General features: G+C 55.3%; 18 protein-coding genes, 1 tRNA gene and 1 other RNA gene. 12 read left to right on the top strand and 8 right to left on the bottom strand.

Features of this window, described 5'->3' with window-relative positions:
• Positions 1-94: 94 nt before the first annotated feature.
• Positions 95-170: transfer RNA gene (locus PGS25_RS06975), tRNA-Gly, on the top strand.
• A 509-nt stretch (positions 171-679) separates the two neighbouring features.
• Here PGS25_RS06975 and PGS25_RS06970 read toward each other — a convergent pair.
• The 4 genes from PGS25_RS06970 to infC all read right to left on the bottom strand — a co-directional run bounded on the left by PGS25_RS06970 (position 680) and on the right by infC (position 3,214).
• On the bottom strand, positions 680-1,939 hold the full coding sequence (locus PGS25_RS06970) for a hypothetical protein (protein ID WP_270418097.1): 1,260 nt from the start codon (positions 1,937-1,939) through the stop codon (positions 680-682).
• A gap of 123 nt (positions 1,940-2,062) precedes the next feature.
• Complete coding sequence (gene rplT, locus PGS25_RS06965) at positions 2,063-2,416, bottom strand: 50S ribosomal protein L20 (protein WP_110436155.1); 354 nt, start codon at positions 2,414-2,416, stop codon at positions 2,063-2,065.
• A gap of 38 nt (positions 2,417-2,454) precedes the next feature.
• Positions 2,455-2,658 carry a 50S ribosomal protein L35 gene (gene rpmI / locus PGS25_RS06960; protein ID WP_054327617.1) on the bottom strand — a complete coding sequence of 68 codons (204 nt, stop codon included), beginning with the start codon at positions 2,656-2,658 and terminating at the stop codon, positions 2,455-2,457.
• Between the two features lie 46 nt (positions 2,659-2,704).
• Positions 2,705-3,214, bottom strand: coding sequence for a translation initiation factor IF-3 (infC, locus tag PGS25_RS06955; protein ID WP_118360706.1), 510 nt, complete (start codon positions 3,212-3,214; stop codon positions 2,705-2,707).
• 395 nt (positions 3,215-3,609) lie between these two features.
• Here infC and PGS25_RS06950 point away from each other — a divergent pair, with 395 nt between their 5' ends.
• Positions 3,610-3,882, top strand: a complete 273-nt coding sequence (locus PGS25_RS06950) for a DUF1292 domain-containing protein (protein WP_117492244.1) — start codon at positions 3,610-3,612, stop codon at positions 3,880-3,882.
• A 74-nt stretch (positions 3,883-3,956) separates the two neighbouring features.
• Positions 3,957-4,151, top strand: a non-coding RNA gene (ssrS, locus tag PGS25_RS06945) — 6S RNA.
• A gap of 167 nt (positions 4,152-4,318) precedes the next feature.
• Here the strand turns inward: ssrS and PGS25_RS06940 are convergent.
• Together PGS25_RS06940 and PGS25_RS06935 are read right to left on the bottom strand one after the other, a co-directional pair.
• Entirely contained in the window at positions 4,319-4,627 is a 309-nt protein-coding gene (locus tag PGS25_RS06940; RefSeq protein WP_118761297.1) for a hypothetical protein, read from the bottom strand.
• Between the two features lie 14 nt (positions 4,628-4,641).
• Positions 4,642-4,836 carry a hypothetical protein gene (locus PGS25_RS06935; protein ID WP_118761298.1) on the bottom strand — a complete coding sequence of 65 codons (195 nt, stop codon included), beginning with the start codon at positions 4,834-4,836 and terminating at the stop codon, positions 4,642-4,644.
• 93 nt (positions 4,837-4,929) lie between these two features.
• On the opposite strand from PGS25_RS06935, the gene PGS25_RS06930 reads away from it, so the two are divergent.
• Positions 4,930-5,163 carry a helix-turn-helix domain-containing protein gene (locus tag PGS25_RS06930; protein WP_270418096.1) on the top strand — a complete coding sequence of 78 codons (234 nt, stop codon included), beginning with the start codon at positions 4,930-4,932 and terminating at the stop codon, positions 5,161-5,163.
• 411 nt (positions 5,164-5,574) lie between these two features.
• Here PGS25_RS06930 and PGS25_RS06925 read toward each other — a convergent pair whose 3' ends face one another.
• Positions 5,575-6,807 carry an S-layer homology domain-containing protein gene (locus tag PGS25_RS06925; RefSeq protein WP_270418095.1) on the bottom strand — a complete coding sequence of 411 codons (1,233 nt, stop codon included), beginning with the start codon at positions 6,805-6,807 and terminating at the stop codon, positions 5,575-5,577.
• A gap of 304 nt (positions 6,808-7,111) precedes the next feature.
• Positions 7,112-8,635, bottom strand: coding sequence for a YifB family Mg chelatase-like AAA ATPase (locus PGS25_RS06920; RefSeq protein ID WP_270418094.1), 1,524 nt, complete (start codon positions 8,633-8,635; stop codon positions 7,112-7,114).
• Between the two features lie 318 nt (positions 8,636-8,953).
• Between PGS25_RS06920 and nifJ the strand changes: the two genes are divergently transcribed.
• The 8 genes from nifJ to PGS25_RS06880 all read left to right on the top strand — a co-directional run bounded on the left by nifJ (position 8,954) and on the right by PGS25_RS06880 (position 20,671).
• Positions 8,954-12,514 (top strand): pyruvate:ferredoxin (flavodoxin) oxidoreductase, encoded by a 3,561-nt coding sequence (nifJ, locus tag PGS25_RS06915; protein WP_270418093.1) that lies wholly within the window; start codon positions 8,954-8,956, stop codon positions 12,512-12,514.
• A 424-nt stretch (positions 12,515-12,938) separates the two neighbouring features.
• On the top strand, positions 12,939-13,772 hold the full coding sequence (locus PGS25_RS06910) for a hypothetical protein (RefSeq protein WP_270418092.1): 834 nt from the start codon (positions 12,939-12,941) through the stop codon (positions 13,770-13,772).
• Positions 13,773-13,784: 12 nt separating this feature from the next.
• Positions 13,785-14,621 (top strand): hypothetical protein, encoded by an 837-nt coding sequence (locus PGS25_RS06905; protein WP_270418091.1) that lies wholly within the window; start codon positions 13,785-13,787, stop codon positions 14,619-14,621.
• A 119-nt stretch (positions 14,622-14,740) separates the two neighbouring features.
• A complete protein-coding gene (locus PGS25_RS06900; RefSeq protein ID WP_270418090.1) occupies positions 14,741-16,390 on the top strand; it encodes an S-layer homology domain-containing protein in 1,650 nt (549 codons plus the stop codon).
• Positions 16,391-16,506: 116 nt separating this feature from the next.
• On the top strand, positions 16,507-17,544 hold the full coding sequence (locus PGS25_RS06895) for a M42 family metallopeptidase (protein WP_118478916.1): 1,038 nt from the start codon (positions 16,507-16,509) through the stop codon (positions 17,542-17,544).
• The gene (locus PGS25_RS06890; RefSeq protein WP_118478918.1) at positions 17,541-18,563 is read left to right on the top strand and encodes a M42 family metallopeptidase; all 1,023 of its coding nucleotides are present in this window, start codon (positions 17,541-17,543) and stop codon (positions 18,561-18,563) included. The genes PGS25_RS06895 and PGS25_RS06890 overlap by 4 nt, the downstream gene beginning before the upstream one ends.
• A complete protein-coding gene (locus PGS25_RS06885) occupies positions 18,560-19,564 on the top strand; it encodes a M42 family metallopeptidase (protein WP_270418089.1) in 1,005 nt (334 codons plus the stop codon). The genes PGS25_RS06890 and PGS25_RS06885 overlap by 4 nt, the downstream gene beginning before the upstream one ends.
• A gap of 282 nt (positions 19,565-19,846) precedes the next feature.
• Complete coding sequence (locus PGS25_RS06880; RefSeq protein WP_270418088.1) at positions 19,847-20,671, top strand: sigma-E processing peptidase SpoIIGA; 825 nt, start codon at positions 19,847-19,849, stop codon at positions 20,669-20,671.

The following is a 20,671-nucleotide window of genomic DNA, read 5'->3' as shown; positions in this document are numbered from 1 at the left end:
GTAGCTCATCTGGTAGAGCGCCACCTTGCCAAGGTGGAGGTAGCGAGTTCGAGCCTCGTCAGCCGCTCCACCTTTTCTTCTCAAAATCGCATATGCGGCTGTAGCTCATCTGGTAGAGCGCCACCTTGCCAAGGTGGAGGTAGCGAGTTCGAGCCTCGTCAGCCGCTCCAGTTAGTCCACTTGCGAAAGCAAGTGGATTTTTTGCTTTTTCTGTTCGCTGAAGATTGAGGAATGGGCGCCAATCTTTGGCGGGAAGTCGCCGCACCCTGCGGCGGGGCAAGAGGGTAGACACCAAGGTTTCTACCCTCTTAACTCCCACTTCCTTTTGTTTGTTAGTCTGGCGCAGATCAGAGACCGGCGACCGCTTCGAAAAAGGGGAACAGCAGAGGATTTTTATTACCGTAGGGGAGCACAGTGTGCTCCCATTTCTTTATCTCTGCGCAGTGCCGGATTCCGTACTGCTACACATATCGGCAGCTCTACGCAGGCGCGACACAAGGTGAATTGCCCGAAGGGCAAGAGAGGGTCCCCTGGGGGATACCCGTGTCGCGCAGCTCGCCGGCTTGGTGACTGCGGTCGGCGCCTGCGGATTCGATAATTGGTACAATCTATCCCGCAGGGGTGCCACTGGCCGCCCTGCACCACGCTTTTCCGTCGCGTAATTCTCCATTCTCCATTTTCAATTCTCAATTTGCAGAATCTCCTCCGCAAACTGTCCCCGAACACCTTCTTTATCTGAGAGAAAATCATTCCACCGGAACAACCCTGTATGCGGATTCTCAGACAGCTTCCCATAAACCGAATAGGGCAGCAGCTGCACCTGATACCTTGCACTCCAGCGCGGATACCGCTGCATAAAGCGTTCTGCAAGCCGATACGCCTGACAATCCTTATCCGCATCACGCGCGGGATTGAGCGCGCTGAGCTGCACGCCGCCGCCTTTACAATCGGTTTTACTGGGCGAGGGCGTAGAGTGCGCGATGACGATGCTGCCGTCTCGACAGGGACCGATGTACAGCCATACATGACCGTCCATGCTGAAGATATCGCCGGGACGGAACGAGGACGGCTCCTGCAGGCCGTTGCCGCAGTCCTGACGGGAAAGGGTACCCCAGGCTCTTTGGGCAAGCGTATGGGCAAACTCGGCGGCGGGTGTGACATAGCCGTCACAGTCGGAGACAGACGCACTCTCGGTATGCAGGGTATTGTACAGCGTCCAGCCGAGGTAGCCTGAGCAATCCAGACCGGCATAGCCGTACTGGTTCCAGCCGCCGGTCGGGTAGTAGCTGTGCGCGGGATTGCTGTCACTGCGGTAGGTATAGCAGGCGTTCTGACAGTCGAAGAAGTCGATCCAGCTTTGCGGCAGGCCAATGTGCATAGCGGTGTTGCCGGAGCCGGTATCCTGCCAGTTCCAGCCGCCGCCGTAGACGTACAGCGCGGTGCCGACGGGCATCAAGGCGGTTCTGAGCAGGTTCTGCAGCGTGCGCCGACCGGGAATGCCGTGAACCGGCGGATGGTACATCTGCGGAGCAGGCCGGATATACGCAGCACCGCCGAACACCTGTGCATAACTTCCGACGATCCGGCCGGTGAGAAAGCACGGCAGAACGACAGCGCCGCCGGCTCGTGTGCGGATTTCAAACACAGCGCGGCAGGGAAGGTGCATGCCGTCTACTGTGATGGAATTGCCGCTGACGGCATGGATTACGCCTTGTGCATCCGGACGGCTGAGAATGGCCTGTATTACCGTTCCCTGCCGGATGGTCAAATGATACGCCTGACCTTCCTGCAGACGGTTCTGGATGGCGTATCGGCCTTTATCGCACACGGCATAGCAGCATACGCTGTCGTCCTGCCGAAACCGATGCGCAAACCGGTCTTTATCCTCGGCACGGGCGCAGCCGTAGCCTTGTACCCCTAAGTAAATGGACGGACCCATTTCATCACACTCCTTACCATCACAGTATAGGGCAGAGGAGAGCGGAATATGAAAACAGCGTCCCGAGCGGAACGCTGAATGCAAAAAACGAGCCTGCTTTCACAGACTCGTTTTGTTATGCAATTAAAGTGCAGCCTTAGCCTTCTCAGCCAGTGCAGCGAATGCAGCCTGGTCGTTTACAGCCAGGTCAGCCAGCATCTTGCGGTTCAGGTCGATACCAGCCTTCTTCAGACCGTTCATGAAACGGCTGTAGTTGATATCGCAGGTCTTGCAAGCTGCAGAGATGCGGGTGATCCACAGACGACGGAAGTCACGCTTCTTGTGCTTACGGCCGATGTAAGCGTACTTCAGGCTCTTCATTACGGCCTGGTTAGCTACACGGTAGTGGGTAGACTTGGAACCCCAGTAACCCTTAGCACGCTTCAGGATCTTCTTTCTTCTTTTACGGGTCATCATTGCGCCCTTAACTCTTGCCATTGTGTTTGCCTCCTATATGAAAGATGTTGTTTTCTAACTTACTTGTACGGCAGCAGACGCTTCAGCTGTGCTACGTTGGTAGAATCTGCGAAGCCTTCCTTGCGGAGGTGGCGCTTCAGCTTAGTGGTCTTGCCATGGCCGTTGAGCAGGTGGCGCTTGCCAACGTGACCGCGCTTGAACTTACCGTTCTTGGTAACGGAAAATCTCTTTTTTGCACCGCTGTGCGTTTTGATCTTAGGCATAAGGTTTTGCTCCTCTCTGAATTTGCGCTATATCTGCGCGTTGGTTTTACTTGTCCTTTGCGGGCGCCAGAAACATCAGCATCTGGCGGCCTTCGAGCTTGGGCTGCTTTTCTACCGTGCTGCACTCCGAGCACAGCTCCGCGAAGCGATGGAGCAGATCCTGACCAAGCGACGCGTGCGTGACCTCGCGGCCACGGAAGCGAACCGAAACCTTGACCTTGTTGCCGTCCTGCAGGAAGCGGCAAGCGTTCTTTACCTTGGTGTTCAGGTCGCCGATGTCGATATTAGGCGTCAGGCGAATCTCTTTGATCTCCACGACACGCTGATTCTTTCGCGCTTCCTTCTCGCGCTTTGCCTGCTCGAAGCGGAATTTACCGTAATCCATGATCTTGCAGACAGGCGGCTTAGCCTGCGGCGCGATTTTGACCAGATCCATGCCCTTTTCTACGGCGATATCCTGTGCCTGCTGAATAGGCAGAATGCCGAGCTGTTCGCCGTCGTCACCGATCAGACGAACTTCCTTGTCGCGGATCTCTTCATTGATTTGATGTTCCATGCTGCTGATTGGTAAGCACCTCCAAACGAAATCGGTTTAAGACAAAAAGAAAAAGGACTGATCATTCAGACCGTCCTCCAAATAAAATCGCAGAGCGCGCAAAGCGGCTTCTGTGCTTTATTGACCCGTTTGCTTCGCTGCGGGTGAGGACATGCCTTCTTCCTTGTTACCTCAACTACTATACCAGAATTAATTTGCAAAGTCAAGGCTTTATTTCACGTTTTTTAACTGGTATGATTATTACAGAAACAGGCATACTATGATCGTGTAAAGTATAGTGCTGAATGCACAACATAAGGCTTTACAAATACGTCATAATTTGTTATGCTTAATACAAGGGACAGGAAACACCTGATTGCTCCCCTTTACTATGAATTTAAGGAGGTGCCGGACCCATGAGCGAGGAATACGGCAATGATTTTGTAACCCTGATCGACGAGGACGGCAACGAGGTCGAGTTTGAGCATATCGACACCGTGGAATATAATGGCGTGACCTATCTGGCGTTTATCCCTGCAGAGATCTCCATCGAGGAGGATGCAGAGGTCGTTATCATGCAGATCGTTGAGGAGAACGGCGAAGAGCTGCTCGAGGCGGTCGAGGATGACGAGATCGCAGATGCAGTGTTCAACATCGTTATGGAACGTGCCGAGGCAGAAGAGGAGTAATTCTCCGGCCGATGGCATAAAATAAGAGTAAACAGCGCAGCTTCGTTATCGGAAGCAAAGCATTTTATTTCGGTAAGATCCTGCCCTGTTCGACAGCAGTCCTTTTTTAACCCACATTTTTAGTACGGGACTTCGGAAAGTTTTGATACTGAGCAGCAGGCCTCCCGGGTATACACGGAAGTTGGAAGCGCAGAGGTATCAAACAGAGGACCCACCTGCATGAGTCGTGCAGGTTACTAATTGGACTGCATCGGCAGGGTGGGGTTTTATTTTTATCGCTTAATGTAATTAAAATTGAATTTTTAGAGCAGAGAGTGAAGAGATCCTGCAAGGTAGGATATAGGAGTGGGTTAAGCGGAGATGGTCGTAAATTACATCATAAAAACCACCACGGAAACGTGGTGGTTTTTATTTCTTGGTATATTAGGCAAGTGTATTACCGACACTTTTTATAGACAACGTCCAACATGCGTAGACCGTAATTCCAATTACGTTCTTGGCATGTGCGCGCCATATCCCGGATGCGGTCGGGCTCGTCTATATTATCGAGAACCCATTCCTCGATTTTCTCTGTATAGGCCTTCATCTGACCGGGATTATACAGCGTAGTATTCGGAGGAGGACAATTACGTAATACATCCTCAATAGACATATATGCTACTCTGGATGCTGCACGTGCGTATTCCGCTTCTATGTTTTTACTTGCTTTTTCTGTTTTTTCAAATAATTTATCCAAGAATCCCATTATGAATCACCTCATTACAATTTTGCTCGTAAGGCAGCCGCTTTTTCTCGGTTCTCTTTTTCTTTTTCGTAGTAGTGACGCGCTTCTTCATAATAATGGTCGCCTTTATCGTTCTTGGCATACGCCCAACAGCGATCGGCTTTTTGCTTGCAAAAATCTGCCGTGTGTTCATATTTTGCAATCTGCGATTCGATAGACAATTTTGCCATGTTTTCCACCACCTTACACATACTATATCTCGAAATGAGATAAAAGTCAATATCCTGTTTTGAGATAAGTTAAGGTGAATGCGAGGTGGTCGTATGGAGCACAACCGCATAAAGGAACTGCGCGAAGACAGGGATATCAAACAGCGTGAAATTGCCACATATCTAAAGGTAGCGCAGAACACATACAGCAATTATGAAAACGGTGTGCGTGAATTTCCGTTGGAGATTCTGATTCTACTTTCTCGTTTCTATCAGGTCAATCTGGAATATTTGCTTGGATTGACCGATATACCGACACCGTTACCACCATCGAAACGACCAAAATAAAACACCCGAGGCATTAAAAATGCTTCGGGTGTTACGTTTTTGTCCGTGACGCGGGACTGGATGATTCCATTTTTATATGTTTCCTTTCAAAAACAGGTATAAAAAAACCACGCGGCTGCTGTTTCTCTGCAAGCCCTGCGTGGAACCGATCAAAAAGTGCGGTTACTTTTCGCTCTGCGTCTTATGGTCATCACCAAAGATCAGATCGTCGATGTCCGGACGGTCGGGCTTCTGCGGAATAGAAAGTCTTCTCATGATGTCATGCCTCCTTACTAATGTACTCTATATATTATTATAGCATGTTATTCTAAAAATGCAAATTAAATTCCTGTAAAGTTACACAAATTTCACAAAAGATAAGGGGCGGCTAACGATAAGCCGTCCCTTCTTTTGCCATTTCGTATGTAGTGCTTAGCGGCCGAAGTAGCTGAAGTGCATGTAGTCGCGCTTGGTGCGCCAGCCGTTGCCGCCCCAGGTAAAGCCGTACTTGGTGAAGGCATTGTAAACATCGCCGCCCTCGGGGATGGAGTACGGATCAATATACGGCGTCCAGTGGGTGCCGCAGGTCGGAGACAGGGAACCGTCCGAGTTGATGGTAGCTTCCATGTTCTCGTCCGGGTTGATATCAACTGCGGTGCCCTGCGAGTGCTCGCCGGTGCGCCACGAGTAGCAGCCTACATCATAGATCGGGAACTTCTCGGAGCCGTTGAAGATCTCCTCAAAGATTGCCTGATAGATGGAAGCCAGCGAAGCGTTTACCTGCAGGTAAGCCTTGGAGGCCACCTTGGTGCCGTCGGACTGCAGATGCCATACCGGAACCACGATCTCTACCATGTGAGCCTCAGCCTCAGCTGCGGACTGGTACTTGCCGTTGCCTGCGCCGTAAACGTAGGTCATCTTCTCAGCCTCGGTCTTCGGCAGACCGGTGATGGTGGTTGCAGCAGAGGTGGAAGAACCGGCGGTGGTCGGCAGGTTAGCGGAGCCGTCAACCGCTGCAATCGGCGTCTTATCCGGCTTGAAGGCGGTGCAGAAACGGTTTGCCATGATCAGCGCCTGCTCACGGGTGGTGGTGCCGGACGGAGCCAGAATGGTGGTGTCCGTGCTGGTATCGGTGATGCCGTTGATGACCGAATGATCGACCATGGTAACGACCGGCTGCATTGCGTAATCGCTGATCATGCTTACATCGGGGTAATCCTCGATGCAGGCATCACCTGCGATCTCGGTTGCTTCGATATCGGCAGCGGCGAGGATGTTGTCGAGTATGGTGCACATTTCCTCACGGCTGATCTTGGCATCCGGATCAAAGTTGCCGTTGGTGCGGCCGTTTACAATGCCGAGCAGGTAAGCTGCGGTGACATTGGGGTCCGAGCAGTCCTCGAACGGCTTTTTGCCCGAAACATAGACAACCTTGCCGCTGACAGCCTTGTAGGCGTTCAGCGCAACGGCACAGAACTCTGCGCGGGTGATAGAGCCGGAAGCGGCACTGTTGGACAGGGACGAAGGTGCCAGACCGGCATTCTGCGCAGCGGCAACGCCTTCCTGCGCCCAGTTGGACACATCGGATAATGCTCCCGCGCTTGGCATGAGCATTGCGGCAGTCAGCGCAAGCATACCGGCACGGCGAGCGATAGGATGAGACATTGAATTTTTCCTCCTGACTGGTTGCTGGTTTGCCGATAAAACAAACCAGTATGTTAAGGCAACACCGCACAATTAAAGCGGCGGTGCTTTGCGAAAATTTTGTGCCCTGATTTTGTTGCAGTTTCACGGTAATACATCAAGTATTACCGCAAAACTGCGCCTCGTCAGTACGCAAAATTTACTCGCAAATCACTCTTGTTCAATTATGCGGTATTGCCTTAAATAAAACGAAATGGTCGAATTTAGACGAAGTTACAGTAATTGTAAATTTATACACATCATCCACAGACTTTTCCACAAGCTGTCAAGAACCTGCGGCCCTGTCGAGTGAACGGTACTGCAGAGCCTCGGCGAGATGCTCTGCCTCGATGACGCTGCTGTCTGCCAGATCGGCGATCGTGCGGGCAACACGCAGTACGCGGTCATGCGCACGGGCGGTCAGCCCCAGTCGCTGAAATGCGGCCGCAAACATACGAGACGCATCCGCACTTAGCAGGCAGTGCTCGGCAAGCTGCGGCGGCGGAATCGCGGCGTTGCACACGTCGGCGCCTTGCCGGGCATACTGCCGCTCGCGCGCGGCGAGCACACGGGCACGAATGTCGGCAGAGTGTTCCTCGCTGGCCTGACCTCGTGCGGCAAGCGCGGCGTATTCAACCGGCTGCACAGCAACCTGCAGGTCGATTCGGTCGAGCAGCGGACCGGACAGACGGTGCAGATACTGCTGAACGGCGGACTTGGTGCAGATGCAGCGTTCTGTGCCGTACCAGCCGCATTTGCAGGGATTCATCGCGGCAATGAGCTGAAACCGTGCCGGATACGTCACTTGGCCGGCGACACGCGAGATGGTAACTCTGCCGTCCTCAAGCGGCTGGCGCAGGGTTTCGAGCACATCGCGGCGGAATTCCGGAAATTCATCCAGAAACAGCACACCGCGGTGCGCGAGCGTGATCTCGCCGGGGACGGGCAGCCGGCCTGATGCACCCGAACCGCCTGCCATCGCGTTGGCCGAGGAATTATGGTGCGGTGCACGGAACGGCCGTTCGGCACGCTCGACCGCCTCCTGCCCTCTGCCAATGGCGGACCAGACACGGATAACCTCCAGCCGTTCGCTGTCGGACAGCGGCGGCAGGATGGTGGAAAAGCGTTTTGCAGCCATGCTCTTGCCCGAACCGGGCGGTCCGGAAAGAAGCACGTTGTGTCCGCCTGCAGCCGCGATCTCAAGCGCGCGTTTGACCGCGTGCTGACCGAGCACATGCGCAAAATCCAGCGCATCGTCCTGCGGTTCGGGCCTGGGCGGAGGAGCACACGGCGTGAGCGGCTTTCTGCCGTTCAAATGTCCGAGCAGCTCATTTAATGTACGGATCGGAAACACCGTCACACCGGAAGCATAGGATGCTTCGGCGGCATTCATCGCGGGAACGAACACGGTTTTGAAACCGGCATCACGCGCGGCAAGCGCCATGGAAAGCGCACCGCAGACAGGCCGCAGCTCTCCGGTGAGGGAAAGCTCTCCGAAGAAGAGAGCGTTGCCGGGCGGTGCGTCGATCTCGCCCGCTGCCGCCAGAATGGAAAGCAGAAGGGGCAGATCGTATGCTGTTCCTGCCTTTTTGGTGTCGGCAGGTGCGAGGTTGACGGTCAGTCGGGATACGGGCCAATCAAAGGCACAGGCCTTTGCGGCAGCACGGACGCGCTCTCCGGCTTCGGATACCGCGCCGGTCGGCAGACCGACGACATCCAGCCGGGGAAGTCCGCCGGAGAGGAAGCACTCGACGGTGACAATGTAGCCGTCAATGCCGCTCAGTCCTGCGGAGAATACGCGAGATACCATGCCGATCCCTCCGATACGTATGACATAACCAGATAACTATACATCTAATACTATACTATGTGTCATCAGATTACGCAATAAAAAACACGGAAAAAACACAGAAATTCCATGATAAAAAGTTTGCATACGTTTCACAATACGAAACGGCTTATCAAAATTTGAAAAATAGTGCGGAAAATAGTATATTTACTGTTTACAACTTTGTGCGTGAGTGCTACAATGAAGGGGCAGGTAAGGCTTAGTTTAGGTTAAAATACACCAAAACGAGGGCTTTTAATTCCGATTGAGAATTATAATTTTTTATAGGAGGACATCAACATGGCAAGAAAGATGAAGTCCATGGACGGCAACACTGCGGCCGCGCACGTATCGTACGCGTTTACCGAAGTTGCGGGTATCTATCCGATCACCCCGTCCAGCCCCATGGCAGACAGCGTTGACCAGTGGGCTGCCGCAGGTCAGAAGAACATTTTCGGTACTACCGTTAAGGTAATCGAAATGCAGTCCGAGGCAGGTGCGGCGGGTACCGTACACGGTTCTCTGGCAGCAGGTGCGCTGACCACCACCTACACTGCTTCTCAGGGTCTTCTGCTGATGATCCCGAATATGTACAAGATCGCAGGCGAGCTGCTTCCGTGTGTATTCCACGTTTCCGCTCGTACCGTTGCATCTCATGCACTGAACATCTTCGGTGACCATTCCGACGTTATGGCTTGCCGCCAGACCGGTTTCGCTATGCTGGCTGAGACCAACCCGCAGGAGGTCATGGACCTTTCTGCAGTAGCACATCTGGCTACCATCAAGTCCCGTGTTCCGTTCATCAACTTCTTCGACGGCTTCCGTACCTCCCACGAGATCCAGAAGATCCAGGTTTGGGATTACGAGGATCTGAAGGAAATGTGCGACATGGATGCTGTTGAAGCATTCCGCAAGCGCGCACTGAACCCGGAGCACGCTATGATGCGCGGCTCTCACGAGAACGGCGACGTATTCTTCCAGCACCGCGAGGCTTCCAACAAGTTCTATGAAGCTGTTCCGGGCATCGTTGAGGAGTACATGGGCAAGGTAAATGCCAAGCTCGGCACCAACTACCAGCTGTTCAACTACTACGGCGCTGCTGACGCTGACCGCGTTATCATCGCTATGGGCTCCATCTGCGACGTTGCAGAGGAAGTTATCGATTACCTGAACGCACACGGCGAGAAGGTCGGCCTGGTTAAGGTTCGTCTGTACCGTCCGTTCCGTGCTGACAAGCTGATCGCAGCTATCCCGGAGACCGCTAAGAAGATCGCAGTCCTCGACCGCACCAAGGAGCCGGGCTCCCAGGGCGAGCCGCTTTACATGGACGTTGTTACCGCTCTGGCTGATGCAGGCATCACCGATAAGGTAGTAACCGGCGGCCGTTACGGTCTGGGTTCCAAGGATACGCCCCCGTCCTCCGTATTCGCTGTATACGAGGAGCTGGCTAAGGCAGAGCCGAAGAAGATGTTCACCCTGGGCATCAACGACGACGTTACCTACCTCTCCCTCGAGGAGAAGCCGGCACCGAACACCGCAGCAGAAGGCACGACCGAGTGCAAGTTCTGGGGTCTCGGCGGCGACGGTACCGTTGGTGCGAACAAGAACTCCATCAAGATCATCGGCGACCACACCGACAAGTTCGTACAGGCTTACTTCCAGTACGACTCCAAGAAGACCGGCGGCGTAACCGTTTCGCATCTGCGTTTTGGCGACAAGCCGATCCGTTCTCCTTACTACATCAACAAGGCTGACTTCGTAGCATGCCACAACCCGTCCTACATCACCAAGCACTTCCCGATCGTGCGTGACGTTAAGCCGGGCGGCGTATTCCTCATCAACTGCCAGTGGTCTCCGGAAGAGCTGAGCAAGCATCTGGCAGCTTCCGAGAAGCGCTACATTGCTAAGAACGACGTTCAGCTTTACACCATCAACGCAATCGACCTCGCTATCGAGATCGGCATGGGCAAGCGCACCAACACCATTCTGCAGTCTGCATTCTTCGCACTAGCTAAGGTAATGCCGAGCGAGCAGGCTATCCAGTTCATGAAGGACGCTGCTACCAAGTCCTACCTGAAGAAGGGCCAGGACATCGTTGATATGAACCACAAGGCTATCGACATCGGCGCTACCGCATTCAAGAAGATCGACGTACCGGCTGACTGGGCTGACGCACAGGACGAGGCTGATACCCGCGATCTGCAGGGCCGTCCGGAAGTTGTCAAGATGGTCAAGGACGTTATGGAGCCGATCGGCCGCATGGACGGCGACTCCCTGCCGGTATCCGCATTCGCAGGCGAGCATGTTGACGGCTCCTTCGAGCACGGCGCAGCTGCTTACGAGAAGCGCGGCGTAGCAGTTACCGTTCCGCAGTGGAACGAGGCTACCTGTGTTCAGTGTAACCAGTGTGCTTACGTTTGCCCGCACGCTACCATCCGTCCGTTCGCTCTGACTGAGGAAGAGGCTGCTGCAGCACCGGCTTCCACCAAGCTGGTTGACATCAAGGCCGGCAAGGGCAAGGGCGTTTACAAGTACACCATGGCTGTATCTCCGCTGGACTGCATGGGCTGCGGCGTATGTATCGGCGTTTGCCCGACCAAGTCCCTGACTATGGTTCCGCAGGCTGACGAGGCTGCTCAGCAGGATGCATTTGATTACTGCGTAGCAAAGGTTTCCGAGAAGGCCGACATGATCTCCACGAACTCCGTAAAGGATTCGCAGTTCAAGAAGCCGCTGCTTGAGTTCTCCGGTTCCTGCGCAGGCTGTGCAGAGACCTCTTACGCCCGCCTGATCACTCAGGTTTGCGGCGACCGCATGTACATCTCCAACGCTACCGGCTGTTCGTCCATTTGGGGCGGCCCGGCTGCTACCTCCCCGTACACCGTTGATGCAAACGGCCACGGTCCGGCATGGGCTAACTCCCTGTTCGAGGATAACGCAGAGCACGGCCTTGGCATGTACTATGGTCAGGAAGCTCTCCGTGAGCGCCTGATCTCCAAGCTCGAGGTTATGGCTGGCTCTGAGAACGCTACCGACGACTTCAAGAACGCTGTCAACACCTTCATGGATACCAAGGACAACGGCGCTGCTAACGCTGAGCCGGCAAAGGCACTGGTTGCAGAGCTCGAAAAGGGCGCAGCAGCAGGCTGCCCGGACTGCAAGGATGTTCTGGCTCACAAGGAATACCTCGCTAAGAAGTCCGTTTGGATCTTCGGCGGCGACGGCTGGGCATACGATATCGGCTTCGGCGGTCTGGATCACGTTCTGGCTTCCGGCAAGGACGTAAACGTTATGGTATTCGATACCGAGGTTTACTCCAACACCGGTGGACAGGCTTCCAAGGCTACCAACATCGGCGCTGTTGCACAGTTCGCAGCTTCCGGTAAGACCACCAAGAAGAAGAGCCTTGCTGAGATCGCTATGAGCTACGGCTACGTTTACGTTGCACAGGTAGCTATGGGTGCTAACCCGGCTCAGACCCTGAAGGCCATCGCTGAGGCTGAGGCTTATCCGGGCCCGTCGCTGGTAATCGGCTATGCTCCGTGTGAGATGCACTCCATCAAGGGCGGCATGACCAACTGCCAGGCTGAGATGAAGAAGGCTGTTGACTGCGGTTACTGGAACCTGTTCCGCTTCAACCCGCAGCTGGCTGACGAGGGCAAGAACCCGTTCATTCTGGAGTCCAAGGAGCCCAAGACCGAGGATTACCGCAAGTTCATGATGAACGAGGCTCGTTACTCCGCACTGACCCGTGCATTCCCGGATCGTGCAGAGGGCCTGTTCGAGCGTTCCGAGGTAGAGTCTACCAAGCGTTACGCTCACCTGAAGCGCCTGCAGGATCTGTACGCTCCCGAGGCGTAAGATCGCGCAAAGCGCTTGCTGAAATAGCATAATAAATCCCGCAGAGGTTTTCTCTGCGGGATTTTTTTGCGTTTATTTCGTAACATACGCGAATGGTGTCTGCTATATTGCAGGGCGGGGTAAGGTCACCCCACCCTGCACGATATATTTTGCCTAAAGGTCTCTTGGGGGATAACCGTGTCGCGCAACTCTTTCGTCTGATGGCAGCGGACGGCACCTGTAAATTCATCTGCACACGCGCAATCGTAGGGGAGTACAGTGCGCTCTCGCATCACCGACAACCAGACGCGGACAAACGATTTTGCCGCTGCATGATACATTTCTGTTTCAAAATGCAAAGAGATATATCCTTCCGGAAAAATTTATGCTATACTGAAACCAGATAAGACAGGCAGGACAATCGGATAGAGAAAGGCGGATGTTTATGAACAGAGATCTGCTCAAACGTGCGGGAATGTTGACGGCGGCAACCGTCGCCTGTACAGCCGGTGTTTTCGGGGCGCTGGCGGTGAATGGCTTGCGCTATATGCGTCCGACGGCGGATAACTGGTGGCTTCTGCCGTGGGTCGAACCGGCGGAACGCATTGAGCAGTGCGTTATGGACTTCGGTGAGGGCGACCCGACCTACACTGTCACCGGATACGATGCACAGAACCGCGAGATTTGGTCGCGCACGACATTCGGCAAGCTGGCATCGGTCGGCAGCAGCCGTGATGTGTACATCGGCAATACATCGGCGCGGTATTTCTTCGGTCAGGGCGGAAAAGCGGACTCGGTTTGCCAGTATGATGAACAGGGACGGCTTATCCGTATGGAAACCGACTATGGCGGCATATCGACGTATTACTACCGCGGCGATGCGACTGAAACGTATCTGGAGGAAACGCACAACGCGCAGGGCGCGTTGACCGGTCGCAAGATCACCGAAACCGACCCGCAAACAGGCAGTACCGTCACCAATATGGACATATACGAGGACGATGGTACCTATCTTGCCTCGCAGTACTGCATACTGGATTCGCATGGCAACATCGTAAAGCAAGTGCATGTCAGCGCGGGCGGACAGATGAGAACCTGTGACTATCAGTGGACGTATGACGATGCCGCGCGCACGGCCACCTGTGTGGACGAGGCGGAGGGCACGACCGAGAAATACTGGTATGACGAACAGGGACGCTGGATAAAAAATGCATATAGCTTTTCGGAGGATGGTTTTTCGCGTGAGATTACAACAACATACACCGATGTCACCCGCTGAGGAGGTGTTTGGGTGAAGCTGAACATTCTTAAACGAGCCGGTCTGCTGGCGGCGAGCACTGCGGTCTCCTGCGGCATTGTTTTCGGCGGCTTATCGATGAACGGACTGCGGTATGTCCGTCCGACAGCGGAAAACTGGACACTTCTGGCGTATATGCAGCCTGCTGCTCGGATTGAACAGCAAAAGACAACGCGCGTGATACCGGATGAGAAGGAATGGTCCTATCTCAGAATCACCGGCTACGATGCGCAGAACCGCGAGATCTGGTCACTGAATTGCAAGCGTCCGTTCGGTGTGAGTTCCAGCGAACGCAAGGTTTACAGCGGCAGCAAAATGACATGTTATTCCACAACCTGCGGTGTAAAGACGGTTTCTTACACAGAGTATGACGAGCAGGGTCGTATCGTTCGCACGGAGGATGAGGACGGAATAGAGACTTACACCTATCGCGGAGACGAGAAAGAACCGTATCTGAAGCGGAGTTACGACACGGCAGGCAACATGCAGTCACAGACAGTGTCGGAATACAATCCCAAAACCGGAGAAACGACCAGAACCAGTACGGTTTTTGAGGGTGTGGTGACCGGTACATGGATCACGGTGAAGGATGCACGCGGTTCCATACTGCGCATGGAAAACAATGTGCATGATCCGAATTACGAAATGATGCAGAACAACGAGTGGACGTATGACGACGCCGAGCACACCGCAGTCTGCGTCAGCGAGGATGGCGTAACCGAGAAAATATGGTATGACGAGCAGCAGCGCGTCCTGCGGGATGAATGCTACACGCCGGACGGTATTCTGCAGACCTGCACCGTCAATGATTTTTTTGACATTACCCGATAAATCTGGGAACCTTTTGCAGATACCAACGTCAAATACAATGCAGCGATCAGAAAACAGCGCGCGCAATATCCAAAACAAAGAAAAAATCACTGACCGCTGAATTAAAAGGAGGATTTTCTATGAAACGAACGATTGCAGCGATTTTATCTGCGGCTATGCTGGTAACGGCAGCTGCGGCAGCGGAAGCGCCGAGCAGTTGGGCGAAGTCGGCGGTGGATACCGCGCGGAACGCGGGCATTGTGCCGGAGCAGGTTGATCAGGCGTACACGCAGAGCATCACCCGAGCGGATTTCTGTGCGCTGGCGGCAGCGGTTTATCGCACCTGGGAAAAGAGCGGCAACGTAAAATCCATTGATAAGGCTGTGGTCTCCTTCTCGGATACCAAGGACGAGGATGTGCTGCTCTGTGCGTCTCTGGGCGTGGTGAACGGCGTTGGCAACGGCAAATTTGCACCGCAGCAGAAGCTGACCCGTCAGCAGGCGGCAAGTATGCTGCACCGTCTGGGCAATCTGCGCAGGAATGCCAAGGACAGCGTGAAGGACCGTATGCCGCACGTTTTCGCGGACGGCGCGGATATTCAGGCATGGGCACGCAGCGATGTGTACTGGGCGTACAACAGCGGCGTAATGAACGGCGTCAGCGGCAATCGTTTTGCACCGAATAACAGCTATACACGCGAGCAGTCCATCGCGACCATGCTGCGGCTGTATGATACCAAGTATGCTGTCAAGGACGACAGCACGAGCGGTACCGGCAGTAAATATCGGATTACTTATGGGGCTGTCGGCCCAGGTGTTTCGCAGGTATATCTGGAGGATACAAAGGGCAATCGCCTGCTGACAGATTACAAGAACACCAAGGGCGAATTTTACGATATTGAGTTGTTCGGTGAGTGGGTCACGCTGCGAGAAACCGTGGCTTACAAGCATGATGTGCACAACATGAAGACCGGTGAAACACTGGAAAACTACGCTGTTAGCGGCACGGACGGCGAGCAGGCCGGCTGGCTGCGTCCGTCTCCGGAGAATGGCGGTGAGGTTTATGGAAAGGACCGCATTATCTATGCCGATGGCACAAGCAGCACGCAGACGTATGACGCGTTGACCGATTTCAAGGACGGCAAAGCAGTTGTCCGCGTGGACAGCAAGACCATTGCCGCAATTGACACCACCGGCAAGACCCTGTGGAGCATGAATTTTGCGTTTGACCACAGCAAGATGGCTGTTGAAATTCTGCTTGCTGGTGATGGCAAGGGTGACCGCTTTGTTGTTGTAAATCGGGACGGTTCCTCGTACACGATTATCGCAGGCGGCAAGCGCATCGCGTCCAGTTCTCGTGCGCTGCAGCTGAATCAGTACAGCGATACCTACATCGCCGCAGAATCGACCGGTTATTACGCACTCTACAACTTCAAGGGCAAAAAGCTGACAAAGACCTATCAGAATGCGTTCAATGAGGTCGGTCAGAATATTTACAGCCGCTGGATCAGCAATACCGAATACGAGTACATCCGCTGTGACGCGGACGGCACGAACAAGGTTCTGTTCCGCGTGAAGTGCCCGAACGGCCGTCCGGGCGCACTGCCGACCGACGGCGCAGGCGTGTATGCGCTCCGCACGGATGAGCATACCGTTACCTGCTTTGACCGCTTCGGCACGACGCTCGGCACCATCAAGCAGGATGGTGAAATCACGCTGGAACCCACCTTTGAAAACGGCTGTGTCCGCGTGATGGATAAGCTGTACCTCCCGACCGGCGAGGAAATCTGATAAACATGAAAAAGGCACCGATTCGGTGCCTTTTTCATTTGCTGTGCCTTGTAACCGAGCAATGAAACGGTTATAATAGAACCTGTACGACAAAAGACGAAAAAGGAGGAATTTCCTTGCAGTTAGAACAAACGCTGCGGACGCTGTGCGCGCTGCCGGCGGTCAGCGGCTTTGAAATGCAGGCGGCAAAGGCCGTCGCGGAGCTGTTCCGGCCGTACTGCGACACCGTGGACGCGGACAAGAACGGCAATGTGATCGGCAGCTTGTCCTGCGGTAAAGAGGGCGCGAAAACCGTCCTTCTGGACGCGCATCTCGACCAGATCGGCTTTCTTGTCACCGAGGTACTGGACGGCGGCTTTCTGCGGTTCGCGCCGGTCGGCGGTGTGGACCCGCGCATGCTGCTCGGCGGTGAGGTGACCATTCTCGCAGACGAGCCGCTATACGGCGTGGTATCCTGCATGCCGCCGCATCTGCTCAAGGCAGGTGAGCAGAACAAGTCCGTCCCCATCGACCAGATGGCGATCGACACCGGTCTGCTCGATGCCAAAAGCCGCATTCGTGTCGGCACGCCGATCGTGTTCGCGCAGCAGCCGATCAAGCTGGCGGGCGGTCAGCTTTGCAGCAAGTGCCTTGACGACCGCGCAGGCGTTGCCGCCATCCTGCTGGCGATGGAGAAGCTGCACGCGGCAAAGGACAAGCTGAAGTGCAATGTCGCAGTGCTCATCAGCACGCAGGAGGAGGTCACCGAGCTGGGTGCACAGACCGGCGCGTTTACGGTTCAGCCGGAGTACGCCATCGCGGTGGACGTGACCCACGGCAGAACGCCGGACGGTCCGTCGGACGGTGTGTTCGACCTCGGCAGCGGCGTGGCAGTCGGCATGGGACCGAACCTGCATCGCGGCTTTACCAAGGCGCTCATCAAGACCGCCAAGGCGAACGACATCGACTATACGCTTGAAATCATGGAGGGCAACACCGGCACGAATGCGTGGACGATGCAGATCGTCGGCCGCGGTATCGCAATGGGTCTGCTGTCCATTCCGGAAAAATACATGCATACGCCGGTCGAGGTTGTGGAGCTGTCTGATGTGCAGGCAGTCGCTGACCTGATGGCAGAATTCCTGCGCGAATTTGACGGGGAGGTGGGCGCATGATCGAACTGATGAAGCAGCTGTGCGCGCTGCCGGGGCCGTCCGGCTGTGAGGATGCGGTGCGCGAGTTTGTGCTCGAGAAGGTAAAGCCGTTCGCGGACGAGATAAAGACCGATGCCATCGGCAACATTATGGTGTTCCGAAAGGGCAAAAAGGCGCTCGAGCGTCCGGTCGTTGTGTGCGCACACATGGACGAGGTCGGCGTTATCATCAAGCAGATTACGGACGACGGCATGCTGAAGTTCGGCTTTGTCGGCGGCGTGGACCCGCGTGTTGTCATCGGCCGACCGGTTCGCTTCGGTGATGTGCAGGGCGTGATCGGCATCAAGGCAGTTCATTTGACGACCGCAGCAGAGCGCCGCACCATGCCCAAGACCAAGGATTTGTATATCGACATCGGTGCAGCGAGCAAAGCTGCCGCCGAGGACAAGGTTTCGCTTGGCGATTACGGCGTGTTCGACTCGGCGGTTGTCGAGTTCGGCGACGGTCTTATCAAGGCCAAGGCGATTGATGACCGCGTCGGCTGTGCTGCGCTCCTCAAGCTCATCGAGGACGAGCCGCCGATCGACACCTGGTTCTGCTTTACTGTGCAGGAGGAAGTTGGTCTGCGCGGTGCGGCAAGCATGGCGTATGCGCTCGACCCAGGATTTGCAATGGTGCTCGAGGGTACGACAGCTGCTGATCTCGCAGAGGTGGAAGGCGGCAAAGCTGTTTGCCGTGTACGCGGCGGTGTGGTTCTGCCGTTCATGGATGGCGCGACTATCTACGATGCGGAGCTGTTTGAACTTCTGCGCAATGCCTGCGACAAGCGCGGCATCTGCTGGCAGACGAAAACGCGCGTAGCTGGCGGCACGGACGCAGGCCGCATCCACAAGAGCCGTGCGGGCGTGCGCGTGTGCGCGGCTGCGGCTCCGGTACGCTATATTCACTCGCCGTCCTCGGTGGCGGCAGTAGCCGACTGCGAAGCGGTGCTCGCTGCCGCACGCGCATTTCTGGAAGAACTCGGAGGGAACGACGAATGAGCAAGATTTTTGATTTATGGAACACGGTCGCGGGGGCATTCGGCCCTTCCGGCCGTGAGGATGCGGTCCGCGAGACCATCGCGGAGATTGCAGGCGCGTATATCGACGATGTGACGACGGATGCACTCGGCAACCTCATCTGCCGCAAAAAAGGCGCAAAGAATGGCAAAAAGCTGTTGTTTGCCGCGCATATGGACTCTATCGGTGTGGTTGCCACCTATATTGAGGACAAGGGCTTTATCCGTTTTTCGCAGATCGGCGGCCTGTATGTCGGCGACCTGCTGAATATTCAGGTGAAGTTTGCCAACGGCACGCGCGGCGTGATCTCGTACGAGGAAAAGACGCCGCTCAAGGATTTGACACTGGATAATCTGTTCATCGACATCGGTGCAAAGAATGCCGATGAAGCGCGCAAACTGGTGCAGATCGGCGATTTTGCCGTGTACGAAGCACCGCGGTTCGAGCAGAACGGCGTGCTGTGCGGCCCGTATCTGGACAACCGCATCGGCTGTGTGACACTCCTGCTGATGATGGAGCAGTTGGCGGACAAGGAAATCGAGAACGACCTGTACTTCGTGTTTACGGCACAGGAGGAGGTTGGCCTGCGCGGCGCAGGCGCGGCAGCGTTCGCAGTTGAGCCGGATGCGGCTATCGCAGTGGACGTGACCGATACCGGCGACCTGCCGGAGATGAAGTCCGCGATGGCGGTCGAGCTGGGCAAGGGACCGGCAGTCAAGGTGATGGACCGCTCGGTTATCTGCACACCGGCGGTTGTAGATGCGCTCGAGCAGGCGGCGAAGGACTGCGGTGTATCCGCGCAGCGCGAAATCCTGCTGTGCGGCGGCACGGATACGTCGGCGCTGCAGAAGGCGCGCGCAGGCGTGCAGGCAGGCGCGGTCTCCATCCCGACTCGCTATATCCATTCTCCGAGCGAGCTGTGTGCGGTTTCCGATGTCGAGGACGCGGCAAAGCTGCTGGCACAGTACGCACTCCAAAAATAACCGATAGAGTTACTGGGAATTTTGTAAAAAACGACAGGTGACAAGCTGCCGATTTTGCAGTATGATAAAGACACAGCAAGGGGGCTGATACCGATAAAAGGTGCAGGACTCTTGCTGTTTTTTTATACCTTTTCTCATTTCGACCACATCTTACTTACATACTACTCTTTGCCTGAAGCTGTTCTACCTTATGGTAGAGCGGCTTCGGGCATTTTACGCTCTTTATTCGGCAAAACGTGCACGTTGTCCGTGCTATACTGAATCTTGTTCGGGAGGTGCGGTATGGTCGTCTATCTGGATGTGCTGTTTGCCGTCAACGCGCTGATGGATGGTGCAACACTGCTTGCGGCGGCTCGCTTAGGCGGCGTGCAGGTGTGGAAAATGCGGCTGATTTTCTCAGCAGCACTCGGCGGCAGCTATGCCGTGCTGGGTGCGGTCTGGCCGGTGCTGACACTCGCGCCGCTGCGCCTTCTTGCAGGACTGGGCCTGTGCATGGTCGCTTTCGGCAGAGAGCGGCACCTTGCGCGGCTGTGTGCACTGTACGGCGTAGTCGCGGCCTCGTTCGCCGGACTGGCGGCGGCGCTGAGTGCCGCAAGCGGCAGGAGGCTGCTGCTCTCGTGCGGGTACTACTTTGCAGTGCCGATACAGGTGCTCGTGCTGGCGGCAGCTGTCGGCTACGCGGCAAGCGGGATACTCCTGTGCGGAGACGCGAAGCACGGCGCGCTGCACCGCGAAACGGAAACGCTGACCATCCGGTTCGGCAATCGGCAGACCGCCGTGCGTGTGCTGCACGACACGGGCAATGACCTGATCGAACCGGTATCCGGAAAGCCGGTCGTGGTGCTCGAGCGCAAGGCTGTCGAGTGTCTGCTGGACACGAAACTGCCGTTCGGCAGTGCGTCCGCGCAGCTGGCGGCTCTGCCGGAAAATCTGGCTGCACGCTGCGGTCTGCTGCCGTTTCACGCGGTCGGCACGGATGGCGGTCTGCTGCTGTATTTCCGGCCGGACAGCGTGCTGAGAGCGGACGGCACGGCACTCGACTGTGTGTGTGCAGTCAGCGCGGTCTCCATTGGACAGGGCGCGTACGAGGGACTTATCGGGGTGTGA

It is taken from the genome of Butyricicoccus sp. AM78-15b2TA, from assembly GCF_027665985.1.
Lineage (GTDB): Bacteria > Bacillota > Clostridia > Oscillospirales > Butyricicoccaceae > Agathobaculum > Agathobaculum butyriciproducens.
Note: the sequence above shows the minus strand (reverse complement) of the source record. Positions and strands in the feature narration are given on the sequence as shown.

Bases quoted from the DNA above. Each gene is read 5' to 3' on its own strand.
- PGS25_RS06970 (WP_270418097.1), bottom strand. From the start codon at position 1,939: ATGGGTCCGTCCATTTACTTAGGGGTACAAGGCTACGGCTGCGCCCGT.
- rplT (WP_110436155.1), bottom strand. From the start codon at position 2,416: ATGGCAAGAGTTAAGGGCGCAATGATGACCCGTAAAAGAAGAAAGAAG.
- rpmI (WP_054327617.1), bottom strand. From the start codon at position 2,658: ATGCCTAAGATCAAAACGCACAGCGGTGCAAAAAAGAGATTTTCCGTT.
- infC (WP_118360706.1), bottom strand. From the start codon at position 3,214: ATGGAACATCAAATCAATGAAGAGATCCGCGACAAGGAAGTTCGTCTG.
- PGS25_RS06950 (WP_117492244.1), top strand. From the start codon at position 3,610: ATGAGCGAGGAATACGGCAATGATTTTGTAACCCTGATCGACGAGGAC.
- PGS25_RS06940 (WP_118761297.1), bottom strand. From the start codon at position 4,627: ATGGGATTCTTGGATAAATTATTTGAAAAAACAGAAAAAGCAAGTAAA.
- PGS25_RS06935 (WP_118761298.1), bottom strand. From the start codon at position 4,836: ATGGCAAAATTGTCTATCGAATCGCAGATTGCAAAATATGAACACACG.
- PGS25_RS06930 (WP_270418096.1), top strand. From the start codon at position 4,930: ATGGAGCACAACCGCATAAAGGAACTGCGCGAAGACAGGGATATCAAA.
- PGS25_RS06925 (WP_270418095.1), bottom strand. From the start codon at position 6,807: ATGTCTCATCCTATCGCTCGCCGTGCCGGTATGCTTGCGCTGACTGCC.
- PGS25_RS06920 (WP_270418094.1), bottom strand. From the start codon at position 8,635: ATGGTATCTCGCGTATTCTCCGCAGGACTGAGCGGCATTGACGGCTAC.
- nifJ (WP_270418093.1), top strand. From the start codon at position 8,954: ATGGCAAGAAAGATGAAGTCCATGGACGGCAACACTGCGGCCGCGCAC.
- PGS25_RS06910 (WP_270418092.1), top strand. From the start codon at position 12,939: ATGAACAGAGATCTGCTCAAACGTGCGGGAATGTTGACGGCGGCAACC.
- PGS25_RS06900 (WP_270418090.1), top strand. From the start codon at position 14,741: ATGAAACGAACGATTGCAGCGATTTTATCTGCGGCTATGCTGGTAACG.
- PGS25_RS06890 (WP_118478918.1), top strand. From the start codon at position 17,541: ATGATCGAACTGATGAAGCAGCTGTGCGCGCTGCCGGGGCCGTCCGGC.
- PGS25_RS06885 (WP_270418089.1), top strand. From the start codon at position 18,560: ATGAGCAAGATTTTTGATTTATGGAACACGGTCGCGGGGGCATTCGGC.
- PGS25_RS06880 (WP_270418088.1), top strand. From the start codon at position 19,847: ATGGTCGTCTATCTGGATGTGCTGTTTGCCGTCAACGCGCTGATGGAT.